Below are 25,930 nucleotides of genomic sequence, written 5' to 3' on the forward strand. Positions count from 1 at the left end.
AAAACCGTCGCTTTCGGCCCGGCCGGACCGTTCGAACGCTTTTCCCTCCCCGGACCGCCCTGTTATAGTTTTGTGACATGCAGAGACGCCGGCCGCCAGACGCCGGCCCAACCAGGGCGGGACGGGAGAGCTGTCGGGGCGAGGGTCGTCCAGACCGCCGCCGAACCGGGAGAAACGCCGATGTCCAACCGACCGCTTGAAGACATGCTGCGCGGCCGCACGGCCGTGTCCGTCGCCCCGGACGCGAGCGTCACGGACGCCGTCCGGGTGATGACCGCGAACGACGTCGGCGCCGTGCTGGTGATGCAGGACGGCGCGTTGAAGGGAATCTTCACCGAACGCGATCTGCTGCGTCGCGTGGTCGCGCAAGGGCGCGATCCCGCCGCCACCGCCGTCTCCGACGCCATGACCACCGAAGTCGTCGCCCTCGACGCCAAACACAAGGGCTACGAAGCCTTCCAGCTGATGCATTTCAGCGATGTCGGCCATGTGGTGGTGACCGGTCTCCCCGACGCGGCCGGCTTCGGCGTGGTGTCGATCCGCGACTTTCCGCCCGGCGATCTGTGCCGTTTCGAAACGGAGCTCGAGTTCGAAGACCACCTCTGGCAGGTCGTCTAGCCCGTCGCGCTCAGCCGAGCGTCGGCGGCGAGGCCGGCCGCACCGTCTCGCGCCCCGGCGCCGCGGCCAGCATCTCAGCGACCGTCCGGCCGGTTCGCGGATCGCGCCGCTCCGGCGCGACGTCCGCCGCCGGGATCAGCACGAAGGCGCGCTCGGCGATCCGCGGATGCGGGATTTCCAGCCCCGGCGCGTCGACGATCCGATCGCCGTAATAGAGGATGTCGAGATCGATCGCGCGCGGGCCGTTGCGAAAGGTCTCCACCCGACCGACCGCCGCCTCGATCGCCTTCAGTCGGGCCAGCAGATTTTCGGGCGTAAGGGCGCTCGTCCCGCGCAGCGCCATATTCAGGAAAGCCGGCTGATCTGCGACGTACATCGGCGCCGTCTCATAGACCCGGCTTTGTGCGGCGACGGCGATCGCCGGCGGCAGCGCCTCGATGGCGGCGCGCAGATTCGCGCGGCGATCGCCCTGATTGCTGCCCAGCGCGAGCAGGATCTCGACCCCCTTATCCGTCATCCCGTCAAGCCTCCGCCGTCAGGATCGCGCGGGTCATGCGCATCACCTGATTCATCCGGCGGACGTCGTGGACGCGGATCACGTCGGCCCCGCGCAGAACGCCGACCATGGTCGTCGCCGCCGTTCCGTCGACCCGTTCGTCCGCCGGCACGTCCAAAACCTTGCCGATGAAGCTTTTGCGGCTGGCGCCCAGTAACACCGGGAAGCCCAGCGCCTTTACATGATCCAGCGCGTTAATCAGCACCATGTTCTGCCGCACCGTCTTGCCGAAGCCGACGCCGGGGTCGAGCAGGATCTTCTCCCGCCGGACGCCGGCCGCCAGCGCCGCCTCGGCCAACGCCTGCAGTTCGGCCAACACTTCCGGCAAGAAATCGCCGTAGTCGGGCGCGACGTAGCTGGCGCCGAGCCGCCGGTCGATCTCTGCATGGCCGGGCTTGGAGCGATTGTGCATCAGCACGATCGGACAGCCGCGCGCGGCCGCGAGCGAGAGCATCCCCTCGTCGGCGCGCCCGCCCCAGACGTCGTTGATCCAGTCCGCGCCGGCGTCGAGCGCGGCGGCGGCTGTTTCGGCCTTGAAGCTGTCGATCGAGATTACGGCGTCGGGAAACCGCGCGCGGATCGCGGCGATCGCCGGGGCGGTTCGGTCGATCTCCTGTTGGACGGAGACCGGCTCCGCGCCCGGGCGGGTGCTTTCCCCGCCGAGGTCCAGGATGGCGGCGCCGTCGGTGAGAAAACCGGCGGCCTGATCCACTGCGGCGGCGACGATGTCGCGTTCCCGCGCAAGCCCGTCGCCCGAGAAAGAGTCCGGCGTGACATTCAAGATACCCATGAGCTGCGGCTCGCCCTGGAAGTCCAGACGGCGGATCGCGACGGGATCGGTCATGGCCGGCGGCCCTTTCGGCTGCGCCGCGCGCCCCGGCTGGCGCGCCGGGATTGTTCGCGCATCGGCTTTTGGCTACTGTTCGCCCGGTCGTGCGGGACGGCGCTTGGGGTTACACGAGGCGCTCCCGTTTGCAAAGAGACCGCGCGCCGCATGTCGCGGCGCGTCAGACGTGAGGATTGCCGCCCATGCGCATCGTGTCCGACAGCACCGCGCCCATCACCGCCGGCGCGGCGCTGGAGAGCGAGTCCCAGAGCCTGCGACGGGAACCCTTCCGCCGCACCGGCGAGGAGCAGCACGCGCAGAGCGCGCCGGCGCCGGTCTACCGCATCCTGGTGCGCGACCTCGACATCGCCTGGTCGATCGGCGTGTTCGATCACGAGCATGAAACCGTGCAGCCGATCCGCATCAACCTGGAGCTCGATGCGAGCGACCTAGAGGATTGGGAGGCGGACGACTACACGGCCGTCCCCTGCTACGCCCGGATCGCCGAGCGCATCCGCGCCATGGCCGCGGAGGGGCATGTCCGCCTGGTCGAAACGCTGGCCCATCGCATCGCCGGCATCTGCCTGGAAGACCCGCGCATAGAACGCGCCCGGGTGCGCGTCGAGAAGCCGGAAGCGCTCAAGAACGCGGGCTCGGTCGGCGTCGAGGTCGAGCGCAGCCGCCCGCCCTCGCGCTGAGCGGCGACCCGATCGCGAATCACTTGGTGAAAAGACGCCCGCCGGCCGCGCCGGCTGGGTCGATCGACCCTGTGCGTCGCACCCGTTTCGTGCGCGTCTTGTTCAAATATGGCGAGTCAAAGACGCCCGACGCCGCCCGCCCGATTCCGCTTCACCCCCGGTCGCGTTCGGACACTCCCCCTACGAAATATGCGCAATTGCATCGCCGCCTCCCCTGTATATAGCATTTTCAATCGGAAACGACCGAGGGGTCCCCGATGGGGGGCCGAACGGACCGAAAGCCTATGGCCGAGCGAGAACAGAGCGGCGGCGCCGTCGGCCGGGTCTTCTGGATTCAGGGCCGGACGGGCGTCTATTGGCAGAACCTGGAGCATGACGAGGACGGCCAGCGGGCGATCGCGCGGCTGGGCGAACTCGTCGGCGACGGGCGCTATGACGAACTGCGCCTGATTCAGGCCGAGATTTCGCCGATCACCGGGGCGAGCGACTATCTCCACATCGTCACCGTTCGCGACGGGCGCGTCCTCGCGCCGAACCAGGACGAGTTCGCAAGCCGCGGCCCTTACGCCGAGGCCGAGGCGGAGAGCGCGCCGGAGGAGATGCCGCAGTTGCTCCTCTGGCCGGAGGCCGACGACCCAGACGATCCGGCGCGCCAGCACGCGCTGCCGCTGACCGACCCGGCCGGCGCAAATCTGAGCGCCCCGTCGGCCAAGCCCGGCCCGCCGACGCCCGGCCGCGGCGCCGAGCGGCGCCTCGAGGACGGCAGTTGGGACATCGGCGGCTGGCGCATCTCGGACGAGGCGCACGCCGCCCTCGCCGCGGCCCGAGAGGAGCGCGCAGAGCGCGACGAGGGCGAGACGGCGACGGAGCGCGCGTCCGGCGGCCTGGCGGTGGAGGCGGAAGACGCCGCGGTTTTCGGCCATCGCCGCGCGGGCGGCGCGCGCGCAAGTCGACCGCGCCGCAACGATCCGAACGCCGCGCCGCGTCGCGCCGGCGGCGCGCGGCGGCTGATCCCCGAAAGCCCGGGCCGGCGTTTCGCCTTGTTGAGCGGGGTCTTCGCGGGGGCGGTCGCACTCGGCCTGACGCTGGCGGCGTCGGCGCCGGAAAAGGCGGCCCAACTTTACGCCGCCGCCATCATGGACGTCACCCGCCTCGCCCCGCAACCGAGCCTGGAGGAGGCGGTCGCCGCCGGCGACCTCGCCGCGGTCAGTCGGCGCCTGTCCGCCGGCGCCGACCCGAACGGCCGCGACCGGGAGGGAGCGCCGCTGCTGCTGCGCGCGGCGCGAAGCGGCAATCTGCAGACGGTGACCCTGCTGCTGCAAGCCGGGGCCGACCCGACGCTGCCGGGACCCGACGGCCGCACCGTCCTGCACCGAGCGGCCGCCGAGGGTCGCGCGCTCGCGCTCGCCCGGATGCTGGACGCGGGCGCGCCGGTCGACCTCGCGGGCGGCGTCTACGGCTGCCTCACGCCCTTGGCGTTGGCGGCGGCCAACGGCAAGCCCCGCGCGGCGAGCCTGCTGGCCGAACGCGGCGCCTCGCTGGCGCCCCAGCCGAACTGCGACGCCGGCCCGATGGAAATCGCGGCCGGCCATCCGCCCGTGCTGGCCCGGCTCGAGCAGATTCGCGCCGAGCGTGAAGCGCTGTTGCGCCTAGCCGCCGGTCCGCGCCCTCCGCTCCAGGCCCCGACGACGACGCCGACGCTGACCGACGCGGGCGAAGCGCCGGAGACGCCTTCCGCCCCGGTCGCCGCCCCGCTGGGGCAAGTCGCCGCCCTCAGCCTGCAAGAGACGGTCGTCGACCCGCCGCCGATCGTCGGCAACGATCTGCTGGATGAGGCGATCGGGGCGGCGAGCGATCCGGCGCCCTCGGCGCCGGCCGCCCGACCGCCCGGTCAATCCGGCGCGTCCCAGCCCGCCGCACCCCAGTCCGTCGCACCCCAGCCCGCCGCATCCCAGTTGGCCGCGCCCCAAGTCGACGCGGCGCGCGACGGCCGGGCGCCCAGCATGGAGGACCCCGACGCGCCGCTTGAGACGGTGGAGGTGGCCGCCCTTGAGGTGAAGGCTGCGCCGCCGCCCGCCCCTCCCGTCATGCCGCGGATCAAGCCCGACCCGCCGCCGGCGTCCGCGGCCGCGCCGTCGGCGCCGCCTTCGCAGCCGGTTACGCCCGATACGCTGGCGGCGCGCATCGCCACCGCCATCGACCGCGGCGAGGCGGGCGAGGTCGCGCGGCTCGCCGATCAGTTGGGCCGCACCCAGTTGGCGGCGCTGACCACGGTGGCGGACGACCGCTACGGGGCGGGCGAACGCGCGTTGGTCGACCATGCCGTGCTGCGGGGGCGCCGTCGCATCGCCGATATGTTGATCGAGCGCGGCCTGGCCCCCACGCCCGTCGCCCTGCACGCCGCCGTGGCCAACGCCGATCGGCCCGAACTCGCGGGAACGGCGGCGTGGCTCGTCGAGCGCGGGGTCGACGTGAATGCGCGGCATGAGGGGCTGACCCCGCTGATGCGGGCGGCGCTGCGCGGACGCGCCGATCTGGCGGAAACGCTGCTTGCCGCCGGCGCCGATCCGGGCGCGGCGACCGAGGACGGGCGCGTAGCCTCCGATTTCGCCCGGCGCGCCGGGCGACCGGCCCTGCAGGAGACGCTGCTGCTGGCCGCGCAGGAGGAGCGCTATCGCGCGCTGATGCTGGGCTTCAGTTGGACCGACACGCTGGCGAGCCTCGATCAGCGCACGGAAGTCTGCAAGGACATCGGCGACGACTTCACCGCGTGCAAGCTGCAGACGGACCCCTGGCTGGACGATGCGGCGGTGGTGGTCGGGCAGTTCGACCGGCGCGCGGGCGACCGGCTGGTCGCCTTGCAGATCGACAGCCGCCCCTTCACCGACCCGACCGCCGCTAAACGGCGCTTCGAGGAGGTGGCGAGCGCGATCGAGAGCCGCCTGCCGAGCGATCACGGCGGCTTCACCAACCGGCGCGCGCCCGACGGCGGCTCGTTCTTCCGCGCGCTGCGGCCTGAGATCAATCAGGGCGCCTATTTCGGCTATTGGCCGGACCACGACCGCGCGCGGCCGGTCTTCGTGCATCTGAAGCTGGCGGGGATCGACGACGCGCGGGGCTTCTACCGCATCGTCATCGGCAATCCGTTCCGGGCGAGCTAGGAGCCCTTCGCGGCGGCCAGCATATCGTCCAGCGCGGTGAATTTGCGCCGCACGCGGCCCGCGCCGGCGCGCTCGGTCTCGGCGGCGTCGATCCGGCCCCAACCTTCCCAATCGACGGGCTGCGCGCCCGCGGCTTGCAGCCGCTCCAGGATCGCGCCGCGGCCCGGCCTGTCGGCGGGAGCGACTTCCTCGAGCACCTTGTCGGCGACGCCGTGCGCTTCGGCGCGGTTGAGCCCGATCGTCCCGCTCGGCCCGCGCTTGGCCCAACCGACGACATAGAGGCCGGCGTCGATGCGCCCTTCGTCATTGGCGAGGCGCCCGCCGTCGGCGTCCACGCCTTCCGGCGCATCGGTACGGTATCCGATGCAGGAGACGACGAGATCCGCCGGCAGATCGACGTTTTCACCCGCGCCCTCCAGATCGGTCCGCGTGAAGCGCATCGCGGCTACGCGGCCGTCGTCGCCGGCGACGCATTCCTCCGGCTGAAGATTGAACAGGAAGCGGATCCGTTTGCGCGCGCTCTTCACCGGCCCGGACGCCAGCTGCTGCAGCGCCGCGAAGCCCGGCGGGCTTTCTGCCCCCTCGTTGTCGCCCGCGACCAGGGCTGGATCGATCTCGACCGCCGCGTCGGCGAGCTCGCCCAGCTCCAACAGCTCGGTCGGCGTGAACTTCACCGCCTTCGCGCCGCGCCGGGCGACGATGCTGATCGTCTCCAACGGCGCGGCCTGCAGGGCGGCTTCGACCTCGGGGCTCAGGTCGGAATTCTCGATCTCCGCGGCCGTCTTCGCCAACAGGCGGGCCGCGTCGATCGCGACGTTGCCGGCGCCGATCACCACCGCGTGGCGCACGCCGGCCAGATCGGCCGCGCGGTCTTCTGCGGCCGGGTGGTCGTTGATCCAGCGCGTGAAGGCGCCGGAGCCGACGACGCCCGGCAGATCTTCGCCCGCGACGCCGAGCGCGCGATCGCTCGGCGCGCCGACCGCAAGCACCACCGCGTCATAGGCCTGGCGCAAGTCGTCGAGGCTCAGCTCCCGGCCGATCTCCACATTGCCGAAGAAGCGGACCTCCGGCTTCTCCAGCGCCTTGGCCATGACCCGCGCGGCGGCCTTTGTGGTCTGATGGTCGGGCGCAACGCCCGCGCGCACCAGACCGAACGGGGTCGGCAGGCGGTCGAACACGTCGACCTCGACCGCGCCCTTGGCCTTCTTGCCCAGCCGTTCGGCCACATAGCAGCCGGCCGGGCCGCTGCCGACGATGGCGACCTTGAGGTGAGGCATGGAGCTCTCCGGAGCCGACGTGTGAAGAAGAAGGCCTTCCCCCTTGATGGGGGAAGGTTGGATGGGGGTGAGCGATCTTCTTCTCGGAAGATCGCCTCGGCGCCATGCGCCGAGATTTTATCGATGCGCGCCTGACGGCGCTCCGACCCCCACCCCGACCCTCCCCCATAAAGGGCGAGGGAGGGGGCGCGGATTGAGCCGCCTCAGTGCAGCTTCACATACTCGTAGTCGACCGGCTTCGAGTCGATGCCGCGGTCCGGCGGGGCGATCCAGCCGGCCATCTTGCCGGGCTCGATCACCTGCTGCATCAGGCTCTTGACGTAGGCGCGGTCGGCCTCGGTCGGCAGCCAGGCGGTCTTCATCCGCTCGAACTCCTCGGCCGAGATCGGATTGCCTTCCGGATCGGTCGGGACGCCGGCCCAGGGGCCGACGGCGCGGCGGAAGCGGGTGGAGGGCAGCTTGATCTCGAAATCGACGCCGGCCTTCTTGATCAGACGGTTCCAGCGCGTGACGCCGATCGCGCAGTCCTTCACATAGGCTTGACGCACCATCTCGTTGACGGCGTTGCGCGCGGGCGCGCTTTCGATCGTCATCCCGCCCGCGCCGTCCGGCACCGTCAGGTCGTAGGCGGCGTCGGCGAGGATGTGGTCTTCGAAGCTCGCCTCGTCCGGGCGGCCCTTCAGGCCGGCGGCGAAATAGGTGGCGGCGTTTGACGACTTCTCCGAGCCGAACAGATCCATGCAACTGGAGAACCAGAAGTTCACATAGCGCTGCAACAGCGGCAGATCGATCGCGCCGGCCTTGCGCACGGCCTCCGGGTCGTCGCTGTTGATCTCCTTCATCACCTCGAGCGCGCGCTTGACGATGCGCCCGATCCCGGTCTCGCCGACGAACATGTGGTGCGCCTCCTCGGTCAGCATGAACTGACAGGTGCGCGCCAGCGGATCGAAGGCGCTTTCGGCCAGCGACTTCAGCTGGAACTTGCCGTCGCGGTCGGTGAAGTAGGTGAACATGAAGAACGACAGCCAGTCGTCGATCGGCTCGTTAAAGGTGCCCAGGATGCGCGGGTTGTCGCTGTCGCCGGAATGACGGTGCAGCAGCTCCTCGGCCTCCTCGCGGCCCTGGCGGCCGAAATGGGCGTGCAGCAGATAAACCATCGCCCACAGGTGACGGCCTTCCTCGACATTGACCTGGAACAGGTTGCGCAGGTCGTAGAGCGACGGGCAGGTCTGACCCAGCAAGCGCTGCTGCTCGACCGAGGCGGGCTCGGTGTCGCCTTGCGTGACGATCAGGTTGCGCAGCGCGGCGCGGTGTTCGCCCGGCACGTCCTGCCAGACCGGTTTGCCGAATTCATCGCCGAAGCCGATCGTGCGGTCCTTGTCCTGGTCGGCCAGGAAGATGCCCCAGCGATAGTCCGGCATCTTGACGTGCCCGAAGGTCGCCCAGCCCTTGGCGTCGACCGAGGTGGCCGTGCGCAGATAGACGTCGGAGGCCTGGAAGCCCTCAGGCCCCATCTCGGTCCACCAGTTGATGAAGTGCGGCTGCCAATGCTCCAGCGCGCGCTGCAAGGCCCGGTCGGTGGAGAGGTTGACGTTGTTGGGGATGCGTTCCTGATAATTGATCGACATAGCGCTTACACCCTTTTCCAGTCGAAGTCGGCCTTCGAGCCCGAGCCGAACAGTTTCAACGCGCCTTTTTCCCCCACCGCGTTGGGTCGAATGAAGATCCAGTTCTGCCAGGCGCTGAGGCGGCCGAAGACGCGCGTCAGCATCGTCTCCTTGGTCGGGAAGCGAAGATTCGCCTCCATGCCGGTCAGCGCGTCGGGCGAGAGGCTCGCGCGTTCTTCCGTCGCGATGCGGATCTCGTCCGTCCAGTCCAGATCGTCGGGGATGAAGGTGACGAGCCCGGCCTCCTCGGCAGCCTCCGCCTTCATCACCTCGCCCTTGCGGGCTTCCAGGGCGGCCAGCTTCTGCGCGTCGTCGTAGAACCGCGCGGCGAGGCGCGTGCGGTCGTCGACGCCGTTCAGCCGGCCGAAGTTCATCGCGCTCAAGACGATCCCCGGCGCCGCGTCGGGATCGTCGGGCAGGTCGAGCATGTAGCTCCGGTCTGCGGCGAAGGCGAGCTCGGCGAACGTCCCCGCGAAGCAGCTGCCCTCGTCGATGATGGCGAAGAGCGAGCGCGAGGTGACGTCGACCCGTTGCAGCGTACGCCGCCAATAGCCGAGCGTCTCGCGCACGAACCAATGCCCGTCGGCGTGCGCGTCGAGGAAATCGTCATAGGCGAGCACCTTGTCGGCGTCGCCCTCGGTCTTGAGGCGCCACAGGCCGAAGGTCTCGTTGTTGGTGCGCAGCATGAGGATCGCGTCCTCGAGCTCGCGCGCGACCTGCAGCGGCCAGAAGGAGACGCCCTGGGCGCGGGCGGCCTCGCCGTCGGCGGGCGGGGCGTCTTCCGGACCCTTCAGGGTCAGCGTGACGACGCGGGTCGCCTCATCCAGACGGACGTCGACGAAGCGATAGCCGTAACCGTCCTCGCGCATCTCGCGCTCGACCGGGGTCAGCTTCACGCCCTCCGCCTCGCTCGGCCGCACGCTCTCGGCGGCGAGCGCCTCGGCGCGGGCGCGCACCTTCTCGTCGAACGTCTGCTTGGGCGCGATCTCGTCGACCAGGCCCCACTCCTTGGCCTTCTTGCCGCGCACGCCCTCTTCCGAGGTGCAGAAGACGTCGGCCAGATCGCGGCGCACCTTGCGCTTGTCGGTGACGCGGGTGAGCCCGCCGGTGCCCGGCAGCACGCCCAAGAGCGGCACCTCCGGCAGGCTGACGGCGCTCGAGCGGTCGTCGATCAAAAAGATCTCGTCGCAGGCGAGCGCCAGCTCGTAGCCGCCGCCGGCGGTAACCCCGTTGCAGGCGGCGATGAACTTCAGGCCGGAATGCTTGGAGCTGTCCTCCATGCCGTTGCGGGTCTCGTTGGTGAACTTGCAGAAATTCACCTTCCAGCCGTGGGTCGACTGTCCCAGCATGTAAATGTTGGCGCCGGCGCAGAACATGCGGTCCAGGCCGGAGGTGACGATCGCGGTCTTGACCGTCGGATGCTCGAAGCGGAGGCGGTTCAGCGCGTCGTTCAGCTCGATGTCGACGCCGAGGTCGTAGGAGTTGAGCTTCAGCTTGTAGCCCGGACGGATGCCGCCGTCCTCGTCGACCGTCAGTTTGAGCGTCGCGATCTGGCCGTCGACCTCGTAGGACCAGTGCCGGTACTGCGACGGATCGCGGTCGTAGGTGACGATGTTCGGATACTGTTCGCCGCCGGCTTTATCATGCGTTTCGGCGGATGCGGCCTCTGCGCTCATCGGATGTCCCTTCCCTTGACGCCGACGCGGCCTGAACGCCCGGAGATCCGCAGGGCGCGGCGCGTCGCTTGGTTCATTCGCGTTTCTGATGGATGCACTATAGTGCACTATACGCCGGCGCGCAAGGAATTATGGTGCGTGTTTTGGGCGTTCGGCCGCCGGCTCACCCCAGGCGCAGGGGCTTGAGGCGCGGGTCGAGCGCATCGCGCAGCCCGTCGCCCAGCAGGTTGAGGCCGAGCACGGCGAGCATGATCGCCGCGCCGGGGAAGACCGCCTGCAGCGGATGGGTGAACATGAAGGTCTGTGCGTCGGCCAGCATCTTGCCCCAGCTCGGCTCCGGCGGCTGGACGCCGAGGCCGAGATAGCTGAGCCCCGCTTCGGCCAGGATGGCGACGGCGAACTGGATCGTCGCCTGGACGATCAGTACGCCGGCGATGTTGGGCGCGACATGGACCAGCGCGACGCCGAGGCGCGAGCGTCCGATGGCGGCGGCGGCGGTGACGAACGGGCGCGCCGCCACGCCGATCGCAGCCCCGCGCGCGACGCGGGCGAAAATCGCGATGTTGAAGATCCCGATCGCGACCACGGCGTTGACCGCGCCCGGCCCGTAGACGGCCGTGATCAACACGGCCGAGAGCACGGCGGGAAAGGCGAAGATAAGATCGCTCACCCTAGCGATCGCGGAATCGATCAACCCGCCGCGATTGAGCGCGGCGGCGAGCCCGAGCGGCGCGCCGATCCCGAGGCCCAGCCCGACGGCCGTCACGCCCACCGTGACGGAGGTGAGCGCGCCGCCCATCAGCAGGCTGAGCACGTCGCGTCCGAAATGATCGTTTCCCAGCGGATGGGCGAGGCTGGGTCCTTTCAGGCGGTTCAGCGCGTCCACCCCGTCGATCGGATAGGGCGTCCAAAACACGGCGAGCGCCGCGGCCGTCAGCACCATCCCCGCGATCGCCCCGCCGATCACGAAGCTGGGATGACGGCGGCTCGCCCATAGGCGCTCGGCGGTGGGGCTCATCGCGCGTCTCCCCCGGCGGCGGCCGTGCGCGGGCGCGGGTCGATCGCGGCGTAGGCGAGGTCGACCAGCAGATTGACCAGAATGACGAAGCCGGAGAGCAGCAGCACCAGATCGCGCACGACGACCAGATCGCGCTGGAAGATCGACTGCAACAGCAACCGACCGAGTCCCGGCAGATAGAAGACGTTCTCGACGATCACCGCGCCCATCACCAGGAAGGCGAATTGAAGCCCCATGATGGTCGCGACCGGGATCATGGCGTTTCTGAGCGCGTGGCCGAACAGGACGCGGCGTTCGCTCAAACCCTTGGCGCGTGCGGTGCGGATATAGTCCTCGCCAAGCGTCTCCAGCATGGCGGAGCGCGCGACCCGCGCCAGGATCGCCGCCTCCGACAGAGCCAGCGCGACGGCGGGCAGGATGAGCGCCTTGATCGCCGGGCCGATCCCCGCCTCCCAGCCCGGAAAGCCGCCGGAGCTGAACAGGCCCCACTGCACCGCGAAGACCAGAATCAGCAGGATGCCGAACCAGAAGTTCGGCACGGCGAGACCGATTTGCGCGAAGCCGATCACGGCCCAATCTCCGGCGCTCCCGCGCCGGGTCGCCGCAAACACGCCGAGCGGCAGCGCCAAGACGGTCGAGAGCGCGAAGGCGAGCAGCGCCAGCGGCGCGGAGAGCGCGATGCGCTCGGCCAGCATGTCGGCGATCGGCACGCCGTAGATGTGGCTGGTTCCCAGATCGCCGGTCAGCAGGCCGCCGATCCAGCCGCCGTAGCGCGCGACCGCCGGCCGGTCGAGACCCAGCTGCTCGCGCAGGGCCTTAAGGGTCTCCGCGTTCGCCTCGGTTCCCAGCAGGATCTGCGCCGCGTCGCCCGGCAGGACTTCCAAGGCCAGAAAGACGATCAGCGACGCGGCGACCAGCGTGCCGACGAACTGCAGCAGCCGATGGGCGGCGTAGGCCAACATTCAGGGGGCCTCCGCCTCCCGGATCGCACGCGACGCAGGCGTCCGGCCCGCAGTCACTCCCACCGCACGGCGGTCAGATCGTTCGCCTGAACCGGCGCGTTCAGCCACAGCCCCTCCAGCCCGGCCTTCTTCACGCCGACCTTGGCCAATTGGAAAAGGAAGCCGTTGACCTGATCGTCGGCGATCATCTCCTGCGCCTCGACCAGCAATTCGGCCCGCCGCACGGGATCGGCCTCGACCTCCAACTCCGCCATGTGGGCGACGAAAGAGGGGTTCTCATAGCCGAAGTAATAATCCTCGCGGGCGTAGATGCCGATATCCAAAGGCTCGGTATGGGAGACGATCGTGAAATCGAAGTCGTGCGGCGCCTTGAAGACCTCCGCCAGCCACTGACCCCATTCGACCGGCACCAGCTCCAGCTCGATGCCGACGGCCTTCAACTGCGCGGCGATGATCTCGCCCCCGCGCCGCGCGTATGTCGGCGGCGGCAGCTTCATCACCGCCCTCAGCGGCGTCTCGACGCCCGCCGCCTCCATCAGCTCCGCAGCCTTGGCGGGGTCGTAAGGGGCCGTCCCGGTGAGATCGATATAGGCCGGATGGTGCGGCGCGAAGTGGCTGCCGATCGGCGTGCCGAAGCCGAACATGGCGAGATCGATCAACGCTTGCCGGTCGATGGCGTGCTGGATCGCCCGGCGCACCCGGACGTCGGACCAGGGCGCGCGGCGGTGGTTGATCGACAGGATGGTCTCGCCCTCTGTCGTGCCGACATAGACGTCGAATCGCGGGTCGGCCTGGAACTGTCCGACGGTCTCCGGCGCGCCCATGTTGGGAAAGGCGTCGATGTCGCCGGCCAACAGCGCCGCCACCTGCGCGGCCGCGTCGGGGATGAACTTGAAGGTGGCGCGTTCCAGCGCGGGGGCGTCGCCCCAATAGGCGTCGTTGCGCTTCAGGCGCACATTATCGCCCTGCGTCCAGCCGTCGAAGGCGAAGGGGCCGGTGCCGATCGGATTGGTCTTGTTGGTTTCGGCCGTGGCCGGATCGACGATCACCGCATCGCCCCAGCCCATGTTCCACAAGAACAGCCCCTGCGGCTGCGTCAGCTCGATCACCAGGGTGTGGTCGTCCGGCGCGCTCATAGACTCGATCGCGGAAAAGAGCTGCTTCTGGGCGTTGACCGAGCCTTCCGCCATCGCGCGTTCGTAGGTGAATATGACGTCCTGCGCGTCGAAGTCGGCCCCGTCGTGGAACGTGACGCCGCGCCGCAGCGCGAAGGTGTAGGTCGTCCCGTCCTCGGAGATCTCCCAACTGCGCGCCAGCGCCGGCTGGACCGCGCCGGCGGCGTCGATCCGGGTGAGCCCCTCGAAGACGTTGGCGTAGACCACCTCGTCGATCGCGGCCGCGGCGCCGGCGGTCGGGTCCAGGTGCGGCGGCTCCAGCGTCATGCCGATGACGGCCGACGTCTCGCCCTGCGCCGAGGCGGTTCCCTGACCGGCGACGAGCGGGACGATCAGACAAAGGGCGGCGGCCAGGCCGGCGCGCAAGCGGTTCATCATGACGGTCTACCCCCGGATGGCGGCGCGCCGATCCGCGCGCCGTTTATGCTGTTGTAAGGAGGGAGCTTAGCAATTAGCGCGCGGCTTCGTAAACGGCGCGCGCAATGGCGCGCGCAATGCAGTCGGCCGCAATCGCGCCGAGTCGGGCCTGAACCAGCGCGTCGACGACGCCGGACCGCCGGCCGGTCGCCAGCGCAAAGACGCTGTCTCCGTCGAACGGCGTGTGCACCGGCCGGATCGCGCGGGCCAAACCGTCCTGCGCCATCACGGCGAAGCGCTGCGCGGCCGACCGGTCCAACGGCGCGTCCGTCGCCGCCACCGCCAGCGTCGTGTTGGTCCGCGCCATCTCCATCTTGGGGAAGCGGGGCGCGGGCTCCTCGGTCGCGCCGCTTGGTCTGAGACCGCCGAACTCGTCGTCTATCTCGAAGGCCCAGGCGTAGGGGCAGCCGTCCGCCATGCGGGTCGAGCCGAAGCTGTTGACCGCCGCCAGCGCGCCGACCGTGAAGCCGGTTTGCGGATCGATGATCGAAACGCTGCCGACGCCCCCGGGCTCTCCGCCGGCGCGCGCGCCGCGCCCGGCGCCCACCCGGCCTTGCCGCAGATCGCGGTCGGCGGCTTCGCAGGCTGCGAGCCCCAAGGCGCGATAGGGCGGCTCGCCGCCCCAGTCCTTGTCGCCCTCATTCGCCAGATCGTAGAGGATCGCGGCCGGCACGATGGGGACGATAGCGGCGCCCGTATCGAACCCGCGCCCGCGCTGCGCAAGCCAGCTCATCACGCCGTCCGCCGCCGCCAACCCAAAGGCCGAGCCGCCGGACAGGACCAACGCGTCGATCCGATCCACCAGCGCGCCGGGGGCGAGCGCGTCGCTCTCGCGCGTGCCGGGGCCGCCGCCGCGAACGTCGAGCGCCGCGACGCAGCGCTCATCCGGCAGAATGACGGTCACGCCGCTCTCCGCGCGCTCGTCCTCGGCGTGCCCGACGCTCAGGCCGGCGACGTCGCAGATCGTATTCAGAGGACCCGGGCGCGCGCTCATGGGAAGGCCGCGTCAGGGTCGAGGGGATAGATCGGCCGCCGGACCTTCTCGAACCGCAGCAGCGCGTTGTCGGAGGTCGTCACCCCCTCCCCGTCGAGAGTCAGCGTGTGGCGCGCCAGATCGCCGAAGCCGGCGCGGTAATGAATCCGTGACTTCAGCATCAGATAGCGGATCGTCTCCGGCGCCAGGCCCATCATTCGGAAAACCCCCAAATCCCAGGGCTCGTGATGGTGCGAGGTGACGATCAGCCGAACCCCGCCGATCCGAAACAGCGCCGACGGGCCGCAGTCCACCGTGATCCCGGTGTACATCGGCCCCTCCACCTGAAAGCGCCCGTCGCTGAGCGCCTCCACCACCCCCGTCGTACGCATCGGCCGACCCTCCAGGCCGATCGAGGGCATGTCGGTCTTGCCGCCGAGGTCGAGCGTGAGCTCGGCGCCCACGCCCGCCGCGCCCATAGCGGCGACCGCCTGCGGGTCCCAAACGGTTGCGACGGCGACGTCGTCGAGGCCGGCGCGCACAACCGCCTGGATCGCCGTCATCACGTCCTGCGTCGCCCCCGAGCCGCAATTGTCCGCATGGTCCAGCAGCACGATCGGGCCGTGATTGAGGCGCGAGGCCTCGGCGACGGCCTCGCCGATCGGGCGGCCTTGATAAATGAAATCGGCGCGCGCCGCCCAGGCGGCCTCGGCCAGCGCGTTGGCGCCGGCCTGCGCCCGTTCGACCGCGCCGTCGGTCTTGGCGTCCGCGACCAGGATCGCCGAGGTTCCGGCGTCTTCGATGTCCGCCAAGGGAAAGCCGCCGAAGACGGTCGCCGCCAGTATGCCGACGTCACCCTCGAGCCGGCGCGCCTCGGCGATCAGGCCGGCCATCGGCGCGTCGTCGGTGCCCTGGCGCAGCGTCTGGGACAAGAGCGGCGGGCGCGCCCAGCGCATGACGGGCTCGACCGTCCCCTCCATCGCGTCCAGGACGATCCGGCCCACCTGCTCCGCCACCTCGTACATGTCGATATGCGGATAGGTCTTGTAGCCGATCAGCGCCGTGCAATTGTCGACCATCGTCTGTGTCAGATTGCAGTGCAGATCGAGCGTCACCGCGATCGGCAGATCAGGATGCGCCGCGCGCAGGCGGCGCAACAGCTCGCCCTCGCCGTCGTCGGCGCTCTCGCTCACCATCGCGCCGTGCAGATCGAGCAGCGCCGCATCGCAACCCTCCGCCGCCTCCAGAATCGCGTCGGCGAGGCGCTCATACGCGTCGGCGGTGACGGGCCCGGCAGGCATCGCCTCGGCGGCGACGGGAGTGACAACCTCCGCCCCGCGCTCCTGCGCCAGCTTCATATAGGCCGCCTGCGGCATCGCAGTGCCTTCCATGGCGCGGCGCGCATCCGCGTCGAAATGCAGCCCCCAGGCGCGAAACCGCGCCAGATCCGTGACGATGGGCGAGAAGGTGTTCGTCTCGTGCTTGAAGGTCGCGCAGAGGATTTTCATGGACGGGGCCGTCTCCACAATCGCCGGACAGGCCGCCAGTGTAGCCGCGCGGGAAGGCCGCTCAAGCGTTGCGCGCCTCAACGGGAAGGATCAGGCGAAAGCGCGCGCCGTCCGCGCCGCTGGCGACCAGCGTCAGATCCCCCCCGTTGCTGTGCGCGAGCTCCCGCGCGATGGCGAGGCCGAGACCGGTCCCGCCGGCCCGCGCCGAACCTTCGAACGGCTGGAACAGTTTTTCCTGCGCCCGCGGCGCCAGGCCCGGGCCGTCGTCCGCGACGTCGAGGGCGACCGTCGCCGCGTCGTCCGGAGCGCTCGCCGAGACGGGACGGGCCGTGACGGTGATGCGCGTCGCGCCCGCTTCGGCGGCGTTGCGGAGCAAATTGTTCAGCATGCGATAGAGCTGATCGCGGTCGGCGTAGACTTGCACGCCCGCGCCCGTCCGATTGTCCAGAAGCGCGCCGTTGGCGAGACCCTGGCCGGCTTCCTCGACCGCCTCGGCCAGACGAACCGTTTCGGGTCGGCGGGACGGTTGGTCGCGCCCGACGTAATGCAGCGTCTCGGAGGCGAGCTTGACCGCCCGCTCGATTGAGGCGACGAGCGTCGGCGTCACCCGCTGAACCTCCGGGTCGGCCGAACTCTCCAGCCGGTCGGACACGACCAGAGCCGTCGACAGCACGCCGCGCAGATCGTGCTGGATCTTCGCGACCGCCGCGCCGAGCGCGGCCAGATGCCGACGCTGGGTGAGCGTGTCGTGCAGCGCCTGCTGCATCACCGCCAGTTCGCGCTCCGCCACGCCCAGCTCGTCGCGCCGGGCGGACGGCTCGACGATGCGGCTGGCGTCGTCGGGGGCTTCGCGAAATCGCACCATCCGGCCGGTGAGCCGGCGCATCGGGCGCACGAACTGCCAGCGCAGCACCAGAAAGACCAAGCCGGCGGTGACCATCGAGATCACCAGGCTCAACATCAAAATCCGGCCGGCGAAGCCGATGATGGCGGAGCACAACGGCCCCTCCGTCAGCACCAGTTCAATATCCACGGCCGGGTCCTTGGGCGACGGGCCGACGACGCGGATCACGCCCTCGCCGTCGCTCACCAGGGCGGACAAGGCGCGGCCGATCATGTCGACCGGCCCTTCCTGGGACAGCTCGTAGCTGCGGTCCACCGCCGGCGGCATGTCGTTCAAAAGCGCGACCCTGGCCCCGTCTCGGCGCAGCGCGATGGCTTCGGCGCCGACGAAGTCCAGCAACTGGCGCTCCAACTCCTCAGAGACCATGGCGTCCGGCGCCGCCTCCAATGTGAGGATCGCCACGTGCGCCGCGCCCAGCCGTTCGGCCAGCCACGTGGTTCGGTAGCGCGCGACCGACGGCAGAAAGATCAGCACCTCCGCTAACATCACGAAGACGATGGTCAGGATCAGCAGCCGGGCGGACAGGCTTTTCTGCATGGGGCGCGGGGGTCTTCCTCGGCGAACGAAAACTTGGACGGGACGCGCACGCCGCAGTCTACGCCGATCGGAGGCGTCGGGTCATCACCCGTGCGTCACGGGCCGAGCCGGCGCTTGCCCTTGATCTTCTTGTAGGCGGCCGGGATCAGCGCGATCACGCCGAGGCCGACGAGGCCCGTCAGGATTTCCGGCGTCAGCACCGCCGAGACGGAGAAGCTCTCCCCCCGGTCGAAGATCGCGCCCAGACCGGCCCCGAAACTGGCGTAGACGAAGGTCCCTGGGATGATGCCGACGAACGTGGCGATCACGTAGGTGCGCAGCCGCACGCCGAGGAACGCCGGCGCCAGATTGGCGACGAAGAACGGGACGACCGGCACTAGGCGCAGGAAGAGCATATAGCTCAGCGCGTTCTCGTTGAAGCCTGCGCGCATCCGCGCGAGCCACGGACCCGCCTTTCCCGCCAGTTGATCGCCCAGCGAGGTCTTGGCCGCGAGAAAGACCAGCGTCGCCCCGATCGTCGCCGCGACCACGACGTAGGCGGCGCCCGGCGCCTGGCCGAACAGGAAGCCGCCCGCGATCGTCATCACGGCCCCGCCGGGCAACGAGAAGGCGACGACCGCGATATAAACCAGCGCGTAGACGATCACGGCGAGCGCGCCCCAGCGCTCCACCCAATCAAGCAGCGCGGCGCGATTCTGCTGCAGCTGCTCGAAGCTGAGATAGGCGTCCAACCCGAAGGCTTTCGCCGCGACGAGGCCCGCCGCCAGCAGCGCGATCGGCCACAGGCGGCGCCACTGAAACGGCGTGCGCCCGCTCGCGCCCGGTCCGCTCTCTCGCGCCCGCTCGGGCTCGTCCATCGTCTTGATCTCCGTCATATCGCGACCGCCCTCGTCTCGCGCCCCGCATCCTGGCCGACTTCGCGACCGATTGCGAGATAAGCCGGCCCGCGCCGACGGGCCAATCAAGCCTGCGTGAAAGCGTCGCGAGCAAGCCGGAAAACCCGCGTCCGCGACGCGTTGACTTGGGCGCCGTCAGCCCCTATACACCGCCAGCGATTTTTGGGGCATTTCCCGCAGGAGACGAGACGTGAAACGCACTTTTCAGCCGAGCCGTCTGGTTCGCAAGCGCCGCCACGGGTTCCGCGCGCGCATGGCCACCAAGGCCGGCCGCCAGGTGATCAACCGCCGCCGCGCGAAGGGCCGCAAGCGCCTCTCCGCGTAACGGACGCCCGTGCGCGTGCTGCGGCTCAAACGGCGCGCGGACTTCCTGAAGGCGACGCGCGCACGCAACAGCGCGGCTGCGCCGGGGCTGGTCCTGCAAGCCCGCCTCTGGAGCGAGGCCGAGCGAGGCGAGCTGTCGCGCGCGGCGCCGGGCGAAGACATTCTCCGGGTTGGCTTCACCGCCAGTCGAAAGGTCGGCAAGGCGGTGACGCGGAACCGGGCGAAACGCAGATTGCGCGCGCTGGCCGACGAGGTTTTGCGCGCGCACGCGCGTCCGGGGGTCGACTATGTCGTCATCGCGCGCGCGGCGACGACGGAGCGGAGTTTCGAGAAGTTGCGCAAGGACATGCTGTCGGCGTTGAAGCGCGTCGGCGGCCTGCGCGAGCGAGAGCCACACGCCGCGGCCGAGGGGCGGCCGACCGGGGCCGACGCGCCCGCCGCCCCTGACCGCTCAAGCCGGGAAGGACCCGATGGATCAGGATAAACGCAACCTCTGGCTCGCCATCGTCCTGTCGGTCGCGATCCTGATCGGCTGGCAGTTCGTCTTCCCGGACCCGGCGCTGCAACAGCAGAGCGCCCAACAATCCGATCCGCAGAGCGTCGCGCCGTCCGCCCAGCAAGGCGGCCAGGCGCCGAACGCGGGCGGGACCGCCGCCCCCAGCGCGGACGGCGCCCAGGTCCCCGGCCAAGGCGCGCTGCCCGGGGCCGACCCGAGCGTGAGCCGCGCCGACGCGCTGGCCGCCGCCCCGCGGGTGACGATCGAAACGCCGGCGGTCGCCGGCTCCATCAATCTTCGCGGCGCGCGCTTCGACGACCTAACCCTCAAGAACTACCGCGAGACGGTCGACCCGGACTCGCCGCGCATCGACCTGCTGCATCCGGCCGGCGGCGCGCAGCCCTATTACGCGGAGTTCGGCTGGGCCCCGATGCAGGGCGTCGAGACGCCGACCCGAGAGAGCGTCTGGACCGCCGATCGCAATCGCCTGACGCCGGAGGAGCCGGTAACGCTTAGCTGGTCGAACGGCGAGGGGCTGACCTTCGAGCAGATCGTCGAGATCGACGAAGACTACATGATCACCGTCACCCAGCGCGTGGCGAACCAAGGCGAGGAGGCGGTCTCCGTCTCTCCCTACGGGCTGATCAGCCGGACGGGGACGCCGGATACGCTCGGCTTCTACATCCTGCATGAGGGGCTGATCGGCGTGCTGCAGGACGGTCTCGAAGAGATCGACTACGACGACCTGCGCGACGCGCCCAACCGGCGCGAGACCTTCGAGACCACCGGCGGCTGGATGGGGATCACCGACAAGTACTGGCTGGTCACGCTGGTGCCGGATCAGTCGCTGCCGGTCGGCGCGCGCTATCTGGCCTCCAAGCGCGGCGGCGCCGATCTCTACCAGGTGGACTTCCTGTCGCCCGGCCAATCGATCGCGCCGGGCGAGACGGCGCAACGTCAAAGCCGTCTCTTCGCCGGCGCGAAGGAGACGACGCTCCTCGACCGCTACAGCGAGGAGCTCGGCATCGTCAATTTCGACCTCGCGGTCGATTTCGGCTGGTTCTATTTCCTCACCAAGCCGATCTTCCTGGCGATCCACTGGCTGCACGGCGTGTTCGGCAATTTCGGCGTCGCGATCCTGCTGCTGACGCTCGGCATCAAGATCGTCTTCTTCCCGCTGGCGAACAAATCCTACAAGTCGATGAGCAAGATGAAGCTCCTCCAGCCGAAAATGCAGGAGTTGAAGGAGCGTTTCGGCGACGACCGCCAGAAGATGAACCAGGAGCTGATGGAGCTCTACAAGAAGGAGAAGGTGAACCCGCTGTCGGGCTGCCTGCCGATCCTGGTTCAGATCCCGGTCTTCTTCGCGCTCTACAAGGTGCTGTTCGTCACCATCGAGATGCGCCACGCGCCGGGCCTGTTCTGGATCGACGATCTGTCGGCGCCGGATCCGTTCGGAATCCTGACCGCCTTCGGGCTGATCGACTGGCAGGTGCCCGGGCTGCTGGCCTTCGTGAACATCGGGCTGTGGCCGCTGATCATGGGCCTGTCGATGTATCTGCAGCAGAAGCTGAACCCGGCGCCTTCGGACCCGATCCAGGCGAAGGTCTTCATGCTGATGCCGATCATGTTCACCTTCCTGCTGGCGCAGTTCCCGGCCGGCCTGGTGATCTACTGGGCGTGGAACAACACGCTGTCGATCGCACAACAATACGTCATCATGCGCCGCATGGGCGTCGCGATCGGCGGCGGCAAGGCGAAGAGCTGACGGGGATGGGCGACGCCGACGGCCCGACTTTCGCCGCCCCCGGCCCCTATTCCCCCGACGCGGACGCGCTCGAGACGGGGCGGCTGTTGTTCGCCAAGGAGGCGCAGTTCATGCTGGGCTGCACTTCGGTCCGGCAGTTGCCCCAGCCGATCGCGCCGGAAGTCGCCTTCGCCGGACGCTCCAATGTCGGCAAATCGAGCCTGATCAACGCGCTGACCGGTCGCAAGACGCTGGCGCGCACCTCGAACACGCCGGGCCGCACGCGCGAGATCAACTTCTTCGACCTGGACGGGCGGCTGCGCCTCGTCGACATGCCGGGCTACGGCTACGCCAAGGCGCCGAAGACCGCAGTGGAGGGCTGGACCGAACTGATCCGCGACTATTTGCGCGGACGCCTGGAACTGCGCCTCGTCTGCCTGCTGATCGACGCGCGCCACGGCGTGAAGGCCTCGGACGAGGGCTTGATGGAGCTGATGGATCAGGCCGGCGTCGCCTATCAGATCGTGCTGACCAAGTGCGACAAGCCGAAGAACGCCGAGCTCGAGGCGATCGACCGCAAGGTCAGCGAGGCGATCGCCAAACGCCCGGCCGCCGCGCCCCGCCCGATGCGCACCAGCGCCGAGAAGGGCTGGGGCGTCGCCGACCTGCGCGCGCGGCTCGGCGCGCTGGCCCTGCCGGCGTAAGGGCGCGCCCGGCTGGAAAAGTCCGGGCGTCTGGGCTAGACCAGCGTCGGGTGGATAACGACGCAAAGATAAACAGCCTTCGAGGAAACCCCGGACCATGACCGTGGACAAGGCGCGCAGGCGGGTGGAATGGCTGGCGCAGGCGGGCATCCTGACCGAAGCCCTGCCCTTCATGCGCCGCTACACCGGCAAGACCGTGATCATCAAGTACGGCGGCCACGCGATGGGCGACGCGTCATTGGCGCAACTGTTCGCGCGCGACGTGACGCTGCTGAAGCAGGTCGGCGTCAATCCGATCGTCGTGCACGGCGGCGGCCCGCAGATCGGCGAGATGCTGACGCGCCTCGCCAAGGAAAGCGAGTTCATCGACGGGCTGCGCGTGACCGACCAGGAAACCGTCGACATCGTCGAGATGGTCCTGTCGGGGCGCATCAACAAACAGATCGTCGCCGCTTTGCAGCAGGCGGGCGGCTACGCCGTCGGCCTGTCGGGCAAGGACGGCGGGCTGTTGCAGGCCAAGAAGCTGACCCGCACCGTCAAGGACCCGGAAAGCCGGATCGAGCGCCATCTGGACCTGGGATTCGTGGGCGAGCCGACGGCCGTCGATCCGACGATCCTGGAGACGTTCCGGGACACCAAGGTGATCCCGGTGATCGCGCCGATCGGGATCGGCGCCGAGGGCGAGACCTATAACATCAACGCCGACACGGCCGCCGGGGCGATCGCAGGCGGCGCGGGCGCGCGCCGCCTCTTGCTGTTGACCGACGTGCCGGGCGTGCTGGACCGGGACGGCGAACTGATCCGCGAGCTCACCGTCTCGGAAGCGGAAACGCTGCAGGCGAAGGGCGTCATCTCCGGCGGCATGATCCCCAAAGTGCAGACCTGCATCGAGGCGGTGCGCGCCGGCGCCGAGGCCTCCGTCATCCTGGACGGGCGGGTCGCCCATGTGATCCTGTTGGAGCTCTTCACCGAACACGGCTCGGGCACCATCATCCGGCCGGATTGATCCTTTTTCCCGGTTTTCAGGAGCCGTCATCGCCATGTCGGGCGCTTCGGGCTTGAGTTCGGGCGGGGCCTTGAAGGCCTACGCCCTCTTGGTCGGCACCATGACGTGCTGGGGCATGAACGCCGTCCTGGGCAAGCTGGCCGTCGGGGAGGTCTCGCCGATGGTTCTGGTCAGCGCCCGTTGGCTCGGCGTCATCCTGTTGATCGCGGTCTTCCTGCAAAAGGGCGTGCGGCGCGATTGGCCGAAGCTTAAGCCCCACCTGCCCTTCCTGGCCGCAATGGGCGCGACCGGCTTCACCTGCTTCAACGCGCTGTTCTACATCGCCGCCCACAGCACCACCGCGATCAATATCGGCATCCTGCAGGGCGCGATCCCGATCTTCGTGATGATGATCGCCTTCGCCGTCTATCGCGACCGGATCACGCCCTTGCAGCTGGTCGGCGTGCTGATCACGGCGACCGGCGTGGTGGTGGTCGCCAGCGGCGGCTCGCTTGAGCGCCTGGCCCAGCTCGCGATCCGCAACGGCGATTTTCTGATGATTCTCGCCTGCCTGCTCTACGCCTCCTATGCGGTCGGGCTGCGCCGCCGGCCGGACGTGCCGACGCTCAGCCTCTTCGCGGTGATGGCGGCGGCCGCCTTCGTCGTCTCGATCCCCTTCACCGCGGCGGAGGCGGCGATGGGCTGGTTCCAGTGGCCGACGCTCACGGGCTGGATCGTGATCGCGCTGGTCACGGTCTTCCCCTCCTTCCTGGCGCAGATCTTCTTCATCCAGGGCGTCGACATCCTGGGGCCCGGACGGGCCGGCGTCTTCGCCAATCTGGTGCCGGTCTTCGCCTCGCTCTTCGCGGTGATCGTGCTGGCCGAGGACTTCGCCTTCTTTCACGCCGTCGCGCTCGCGCTGGTGCTCACCGGCATCTGGATGTCAGAGCGCTTCAAGCGCCCGATCGCGGCGCCCGAGACGACGGTCCGGAAGACGGGCGACGCCAAGCGCTAATTCAGCCCCAGGCGTCCGCCGGCTCCGCCATCAGGCGCAAAGGGTATTCCGCCTCCGCCTCGTAGATCGGGCCGGAGGAGGAGAGGAAGCTGGAATAGAGCGTGAAACAGTCCGCCTCCCACGTCGCGGGCCCGTCCAGCTTGCGCTCGCGGATGTAGCGCTCGACGTCGGGCACGGCCGTGTGCTTGCAGCGCGCCAACGTCACATGCGGGCAGAACTTGCGGCTTTCCGGCTTGAGGCCCGCGCGCACGACGGCCGATTCCACCTTCTTCTGGAGATGGACCAGCGGGTCGGTCTTTTTCACGCGGGCGTAGAGGCTGGACGGCTTCCATTTGCTGCCGAACCAGTCGAGCCCGTCGATCTCCAGCTCCAGCGCCGGCGCGTCGATCCGCGCGAGCGAATCGTGGACGTCGTGGGCGAGACCGTGGTCGATCTCGCCGATGAAGCGCAGGGTGACGTGAAAATTCTCGGGCGGCACCCACCGCGCCCCCGGCAGGCCGTTGCAGATCACCCGCAGGCTCTCTGCGACGGCGTCGGAGACGGGCAGCGCGACGAACAGACGAACCATGGGGCGCGCTCCTTCCTCGCCGGCGGGGCGGCGGGGCGGAGAGCCGAAGCGCTTATATCGCCGCGGTTTCCCTGCAGTCTCCGCCGCCCGCAGCCTTAACGATACCCGATTCTTCAATAGCCGATAGGGGTTTCGGCAAACAGTCGGGCGATCTCTTCCAGCACCTCTTGTGACAGATCGACGTCCGCGGAGTCCAGCAGGGTGTCCAGCTGCTCCAGCGAGGTCGCCCCGATGATGTTCGCCGTCAGGAACGGCTGCCGATTGACGAAGGCGCAGGCCATGACCGCCGGGTCGAGGCCGTGCCGGCGCGCGACGTCGACATATTTCGCCGTCTCCGCCTGGGCGCGCGGGCTCATATAGCGCTTGTATTCGTCGCCGTAGAGGGTGAGGCGCGCGCCCGCCGGCCGGGCCCCGTCGAGATACTTGCCGCTCAACACCCCCATCGCCAGCGGGGAATAGGCCAGCAGACCCATCTCCTCGCGGATCGAAACCTCCGCGCAGCCCACCTCGTAGGTGCGCATCAGCAGATTGTAGGGATTCTGGACCGAGACAGGCCGCGGCAGCCCCGCCTGCTCCGCCAGCCGCGCGCAGTGCATCATGCCCCACGGCGTCTCGTTGGAGAGACCGACCCATCGGATCTTTCCGGCGTCCACCAGCTCCTTCATCACCGCCATCGTCTCTTCCAGCGCGATGGCGTCGTCCTGCGGATCGTGCTCGTAGTTGATCGCGCCGAAGAAGTTCGTCTTCCGCTCCGGCCAATGCAGCTGGTAGAGGTCGATGCGCTCGGTCTGCAGGCGCTTCAGACTGGCGTCGACCGCCTCCAGGATCGACTGGCGGTCAAGGCGCGTCTCCCCGTCGTGCAGATGCGGGCGAATCCACGGCAGCCGCCGCGCGCGGCCGGTGACCTTGGTCGCGATCACCAGATCCTCGCGCTTGGCGCGGTTGGCGGCGAGCCAGGTTCCCAGGATCTCCTCGGTGCGGCCTTGCGTCTCGGCCTTCGTCGGCACGGCGTACATTTCCGCCGTATCGATGAAATTGACGCCGCGCTCGACGGCGCGATCGATCTGGGCGTGACCCTCGGCCTCGCTGTTCTGCTCGCCCCACGTCATCGTGCCCAGACAAATGACGCTAACCTGCTGACCCGTACGGCCCAGCGGACGGTACTGCATCGAACCTCCCCCATTACACACTTTGCGGATTAATCTTCGGATCGACCGTCCGG

23 protein-coding genes are annotated in these 25,930 nt (G+C 69.2%); 9 read left to right on the forward strand and 14 right to left on the reverse strand.

All coding sequences use genetic code 11. The annotated features are described in order from the left end of the window. Window positions 1–180: 180 nt before the first annotated feature. A complete protein-coding gene (locus RIB45_RS05415) occupies window positions 181–618 on the forward strand; it encodes a CBS domain-containing protein (RefSeq protein ID WP_350049212.1) in 438 nt (145 codons plus the stop codon). A gap of 10 nt (window positions 619–628) precedes the next feature. On the opposite strand, the gene folK is transcribed toward RIB45_RS05415, so the two are convergent. Next, window positions 629–1,135: a 2-amino-4-hydroxy-6-hydroxymethyldihydropteridine diphosphokinase gene (gene folK / locus RIB45_RS05420; RefSeq protein WP_350049213.1), complete on the reverse strand. Its 507-nt coding sequence runs from the start codon at window positions 1,133–1,135 to the stop codon at window positions 629–631. Between the two features lie 4 nt (window positions 1,136–1,139). Beyond that, the gene (gene folP / locus RIB45_RS05425; protein ID WP_350049214.1) at window positions 1,140–2,018 is read right to left on the reverse strand and encodes a dihydropteroate synthase; all 879 of its coding nucleotides are present in this window, start codon (window positions 2,016–2,018) and stop codon (window positions 1,140–1,142) included. A gap of 185 nt (window positions 2,019–2,203) precedes the next feature. Here folP and folB point away from each other — a divergent pair, with 185 nt between their 5' ends. Continuing rightward, window positions 2,204–2,698, forward strand: coding sequence for a dihydroneopterin aldolase (folB, locus tag RIB45_RS05430; protein ID WP_350049215.1), 495 nt, complete (start codon window positions 2,204–2,206; stop codon window positions 2,696–2,698). A gap of 284 nt (window positions 2,699–2,982) precedes the next feature. Further along, window positions 2,983–5,859, forward strand: a complete 2,877-nt coding sequence (locus tag RIB45_RS05435) for an ankyrin repeat domain-containing protein (RefSeq protein WP_350049216.1) — start codon at window positions 2,983–2,985, stop codon at window positions 5,857–5,859. Here the strand turns inward: RIB45_RS05435 and RIB45_RS05440 are convergent. The 10 genes from RIB45_RS05440 to RIB45_RS05485 form a co-directional block, all read right to left on the reverse strand. After that, complete coding sequence (locus RIB45_RS05440) at window positions 5,856–7,136, reverse strand: FAD-dependent oxidoreductase (RefSeq protein ID WP_350049217.1); 1,281 nt, start codon at window positions 7,134–7,136, stop codon at window positions 5,856–5,858. The genes RIB45_RS05435 and RIB45_RS05440 overlap by 4 nt on opposite strands. 203 nt (window positions 7,137–7,339) lie before the next feature. Beyond that, window positions 7,340–8,764 (reverse strand): benzoyl-CoA 2,3-epoxidase subunit BoxB, encoded by a 1,425-nt coding sequence (gene boxB / locus RIB45_RS05445; protein WP_350049218.1) that lies wholly within the window; start codon window positions 8,762–8,764, stop codon window positions 7,340–7,342. 5 nt (window positions 8,765–8,769) lie between these two features. Further along, window positions 8,770–10,479 carry a 2,3-epoxybenzoyl-CoA dihydrolase gene (gene boxC, locus RIB45_RS05450; RefSeq protein WP_350049219.1) on the reverse strand — a complete coding sequence of 570 codons (1,710 nt, stop codon included), beginning with the start codon at window positions 10,477–10,479 and terminating at the stop codon, window positions 8,770–8,772. 163 nt (window positions 10,480–10,642) lie between these two features. Then, complete coding sequence (locus RIB45_RS05455) at window positions 10,643–11,497, reverse strand: ABC transporter permease (RefSeq protein ID WP_350049220.1); 855 nt, start codon at window positions 11,495–11,497, stop codon at window positions 10,643–10,645. Beyond that, window positions 11,494–12,459, reverse strand: coding sequence for an ABC transporter permease (locus RIB45_RS05460; RefSeq protein WP_350049221.1), 966 nt, complete (start codon window positions 12,457–12,459; stop codon window positions 11,494–11,496). Before RIB45_RS05460 ends, RIB45_RS05455 begins: the two co-directional genes overlap by 4 nt. Window positions 12,460–12,512: 53 nt before the next feature. Then, window positions 12,513–14,012, reverse strand: coding sequence for an ABC transporter substrate-binding protein (locus RIB45_RS05465; protein ID WP_350049222.1), 1,500 nt, complete (start codon window positions 14,010–14,012; stop codon window positions 12,513–12,515). Between the two features lie 73 nt (window positions 14,013–14,085). Further along, complete coding sequence (locus tag RIB45_RS05470; RefSeq protein WP_350049223.1) at window positions 14,086–15,045, reverse strand: P1 family peptidase; 960 nt, start codon at window positions 15,043–15,045, stop codon at window positions 14,086–14,088. Beyond that, window positions 15,042–16,532 (reverse strand): M81 family metallopeptidase, encoded by a 1,491-nt coding sequence (locus RIB45_RS05475; protein ID WP_350049224.1) that lies wholly within the window; start codon window positions 16,530–16,532, stop codon window positions 15,042–15,044. The genes RIB45_RS05470 and RIB45_RS05475 overlap by 4 nt, the downstream gene beginning before the upstream one ends. Window positions 16,533–16,593: 61 nt before the next feature. After that, window positions 16,594–17,973: a sensor histidine kinase gene (locus RIB45_RS05480; protein ID WP_350049225.1), complete on the reverse strand. Its 1,380-nt coding sequence runs from the start codon at window positions 17,971–17,973 to the stop codon at window positions 16,594–16,596. A 95-nt stretch (window positions 17,974–18,068) separates the two neighbouring features. After that, window positions 18,069–18,848 (reverse strand): TVP38/TMEM64 family protein, encoded by a 780-nt coding sequence (locus RIB45_RS05485; protein ID WP_350049226.1) that lies wholly within the window; start codon window positions 18,846–18,848, stop codon window positions 18,069–18,071. A 211-nt stretch (window positions 18,849–19,059) separates the two neighbouring features. Here RIB45_RS05485 and rpmH point away from each other — a divergent pair, with 211 nt between their 5' ends. The 6 genes from rpmH to RIB45_RS05515 all read left to right on the forward strand — a co-directional run bounded on the left by rpmH (window position 19,060) and on the right by RIB45_RS05515 (window position 24,140). Continuing rightward, window positions 19,060–19,194: a 50S ribosomal protein L34 gene (gene rpmH, locus RIB45_RS05490; RefSeq protein ID WP_210682604.1), complete on the forward strand. Its 135-nt coding sequence runs from the start codon at window positions 19,060–19,062 to the stop codon at window positions 19,192–19,194. Between the two features lie 15 nt (window positions 19,195–19,209). Further along, window positions 19,210–19,677 carry a ribonuclease P protein component gene (gene rnpA / locus RIB45_RS05495; protein ID WP_350049227.1) on the forward strand — a complete coding sequence of 156 codons (468 nt, stop codon included), beginning with the start codon at window positions 19,210–19,212 and terminating at the stop codon, window positions 19,675–19,677. After that, complete coding sequence (yidC, locus tag RIB45_RS05500) at window positions 19,664–21,457, forward strand: membrane protein insertase YidC (protein WP_350049228.1); 1,794 nt, start codon at window positions 19,664–19,666, stop codon at window positions 21,455–21,457. Before rnpA ends, yidC begins: the two co-directional genes overlap by 14 nt. 5 nt (window positions 21,458–21,462) lie before the next feature. Next, window positions 21,463–22,140, forward strand: coding sequence for a ribosome biogenesis GTP-binding protein YihA/YsxC (gene yihA, locus RIB45_RS05505; protein ID WP_350049229.1), 678 nt, complete (start codon window positions 21,463–21,465; stop codon window positions 22,138–22,140). A gap of 97 nt (window positions 22,141–22,237) precedes the next feature. Further along, window positions 22,238–23,146, forward strand: coding sequence for an acetylglutamate kinase (argB, locus tag RIB45_RS05510; protein ID WP_350049230.1), 909 nt, complete (start codon window positions 22,238–22,240; stop codon window positions 23,144–23,146). A gap of 34 nt (window positions 23,147–23,180) precedes the next feature. Then, window positions 23,181–24,140 carry a DMT family transporter gene (locus RIB45_RS05515; protein ID WP_350049231.1) on the forward strand — a complete coding sequence of 320 codons (960 nt, stop codon included), beginning with the start codon at window positions 23,181–23,183 and terminating at the stop codon, window positions 24,138–24,140. A gap of 1 nt (window position 24,141) precedes the next feature. Here RIB45_RS05515 and thpR read toward each other — a convergent pair whose 3' ends face one another. Together thpR and RIB45_RS05525 are read right to left on the reverse strand one after the other, a co-directional pair. Then, entirely contained in the window at window positions 24,142–24,708 is a 567-nt protein-coding gene (gene thpR / locus RIB45_RS05520; RefSeq protein ID WP_350049232.1) for an RNA 2',3'-cyclic phosphodiesterase, read from the reverse strand. 113 nt (window positions 24,709–24,821) lie between these two features. After that, window positions 24,822–25,877: an NADP(H)-dependent aldo-keto reductase gene (locus RIB45_RS05525; RefSeq protein WP_350049233.1), complete on the reverse strand. Its 1,056-nt coding sequence runs from the start codon at window positions 25,875–25,877 to the stop codon at window positions 24,822–24,824. Window positions 25,878–25,930 lie beyond the last annotated feature (53 nt).

This window comes from Marivibrio sp., assembly GCF_040218065.1.
Classification (GTDB): Bacteria; Pseudomonadota; Alphaproteobacteria; order UBA8366; family Aestuariispiraceae; genus Marivibrio.